The organism is Nesterenkonia sp. PF2B19 (assembly GCF_001758425.2).
GTDB classification, from domain to species: domain Bacteria; phylum Actinomycetota; class Actinomycetes; order Actinomycetales; family Micrococcaceae; genus Nesterenkonia; species Nesterenkonia aethiopica.
The window spans coordinates 1-2,592 of the sequence record NZ_MDSS02000113.1 but is presented as its reverse complement, the minus strand read 5'-3'; the positions used below and the strand labels follow the sequence as shown (position 1 = coordinate 2,592).

At 73.6% G+C, this 2,592-nt stretch carries 2 protein-coding genes; both read right to left on the bottom strand.

The genetic code is table 11. The annotated features are described in order from the left end of the window. Positions 1-578: thiamine-phosphate kinase (locus BCY76_RS17100; protein ID WP_139827881.1), on the bottom strand; the 578-nt coding region annotated here is incomplete at its 3' end. Positions 579-917: 339 nt separating this feature from the next. Then, positions 918-2,592 (bottom strand): helix-turn-helix transcriptional regulator (locus BCY76_RS17095; protein ID WP_237090254.1); only part of this gene is annotated, 1,675 nt, incomplete at its 5' end.

The following is a 2,592-nucleotide window of genomic DNA, read 5'->3' as shown; positions in this document are numbered from 1 at the left end:
CGGTGAGGTCCGGGGCCGGGCAGGTCTGACGCGCTCAGGCAGGCCTCCAGCATCCCGTCGCCGAGCCCCTCCGTCGGCTCGGGAGCCTGCAGCCCGGACTCCAGCAGGCGCAGGCCGGCCGCCGCATGCCCCAGTGCTCCGCAGACGGCGAGCTGGTCTCCCGGACGGGCGCCGTCGCGCAGCAGGCTCGTGGCACCAGCAGGACGCCCCAACGCGGTGATGGTCACGGACACCGTCTCCCCCGAGCCCAGGTCCCCGCCCGCGATCAGGCATCCCGCCGCACCGGCGACCGAGGCTGCCTCAGAGATGCCCTCCATGACGCCGACCGCCCAGGACACGGCGGTGCTCGGGGGCAGCGTCAGACTGACCAGCAGAGCCGTCGGCCGCGCCCCCATGCCACTGAGGTCCGAGAGGTTCTGGGCGGCGGCCTTGACACCGACGCTCCGCGCCTCCTGCGCAGGGTCGGACCACCAGCGGTGCCGGAAGTCCTGGCCCTCGCTCATGGTGTCCGTAGTGGCCACCAGCCGATGGTCCGCGAGCTGCAGGACCGCGGCGTCGTCACCCGGTCCCACCGGCATCGGTCCGGCGGCGGCGTCTCCGGCGGCCCGGCTCTGCGTGGCGGCCTCGGCGCGGAGAGCCTCACGGTTGTGGCGTCGATGACCTCGCGCAAGGCGGACAGCACGCGGTCCTCACCCAGCTGCCCGACGGTGTCAGCATCAGTGTCAGCATCAGTGTGAGCATCAGTGTGAGCATCGGTGTGAGCCCCGGCGTCAGATCTCAGCGGCACCGGGGCCGGATGGACGGAGCCGTCGGCGGAGAGGGCCGAGTCCTGTCGGCGCAGGTCAGACATGTCTCCATGATCCCATGCAGACCCGGGCACCCCTCCCCCGGTCCTTGCCGCCCGTCAGGCTCACCGATCACCCCGCACCTGGCGGGCCTGCCAGGGGCCACCCGCGGCCGGTGGCCTCCACCGTCTGCTCGTCCTGTGCCGGCGGCTCGTCCTCCACCAGTCCCAGCTGCAGCAGCTCCAGCCGGTTCCGGCACGAGAAGCGCTGCAGCAGCCCGGAGACCACCGCCTCCACCGTCCGCGGCGAGAGGTGGAGCTCCGCGGCAGCCTCCCGCGTGCTCAACCCCTCCTGCAGGAAGGTCAGGACCCGGTGCTCCCGCAGGCTCAGGGCCAGCTCCGTGAAGGCACCCAACACCCAGGACGCCTCCGGGGCGGACCGCTGGGCCCGGCGCACCGCCCCGACGAGGCGAGCGCGCTGGCCGACGTCGAGCTCGGCCCGAGACTGCCAACGCACCAGCAGGATGGAGCAGCCGAAGAACTCCGCGTCGGCGTCCAGGAGCGTCTCCGCGATCTCCAGCGCACGATCTCCGGAATCGGTCGTCATCGCCTCGGCGAGCAGGACGATCATCCGAGCCCTGCCGCCCGATCGGACCCAGGAGGAGCTGAGGATGGCCTGCGCGGCGGGCGGCCACCCGCTGAGCACGCTGAGCAGCAGCAGCTGCTGCTCCTGCGCCCATTCCCCTGCGGCTCGGGCCCTCGCTCCGAGGCTCGCCAGCTGGTGGGCCACCTCCTGCGCCGGCGGGCCGCCGCCGATGAGCGCCATCCCCTCGGAGACGAGGCGCAGCTCCGGCAGACCCGTCTCGCCGCACGTCACCGAGCGTCCCTCCCCCTGCGTGGCCTCCTGCAGGAGCTCGCGAGCCTGCCGGTGGCGCACCGGGCCCACGTAGGAGGCGCAGGCGGCGTGGACGGCTGCGGCGAACCCCGCGAGGCCGTAGGGATCGTCCTCCCACCACGCCTCCAGCGCTGCGACGGCCAGCTGCGCGGCGGTGGCCATGCGGTCCCCCTGCATGGCCGCCACGGCGCCGATGATGTCGTCCACGGCAAGGGCCGTGCCGGCATCGCCGTCGGCGTGCCGCCATGCCTCCAGCTCGAGGCGCAGAGTGTCCGTGCGCCAACCGGCGATCATGGTCAGCATCTGCAGCACCGCGCGGGCGCACTCCTCCACGTCCGGGCTGCCGCCGTCGGCGGAGAGCTCGTCGACCAGCGAGGAGAGCACCAGTCTGCCGAAGTCCGGATGCCGCCGCAGCCCCAGTCGAGTGCCGATGATCAGCTGAGCCATCACGCCCTCGTCCCGCGGCGCCTCCTCGCGGACCCGACCGAGTTCGCGAAGCCACTGACGCACCTCCCCGAGCCCTTCCGGGTCTGCGGCGCCGGCCGAACAGGGCTCCTCGAGCAGCACGGTGACCCGGTCGATGCTCGGAGTCGCCGAGGGGCCGAGAGCGGCTGACAGCCGACGCCGCACCGGACCGACGAGCTCGGGACGGAAGATCTCGAGTCGACGAGCGAGCAGGAGCACCTCACGCAGCACCGCGGTGAACCCCGGCGTCAGGGGCGGCTGCGCGGCGTCGACGAGATCCTCCATGTGCCGCACTCCCTCCCTGACGCGGCCGAGCCCCAGGAGGCTGCGGACCCGGGCAGCTGTCCGCGCACCGTCGGGCTGCCCCGCGGCGGCGTCGAGGATGCTCAGCGCCGCCCGCGGCCAGGACCGCTGCAGTGCGGCTTCGGCGGCGCGAGGGCCTCTCCGG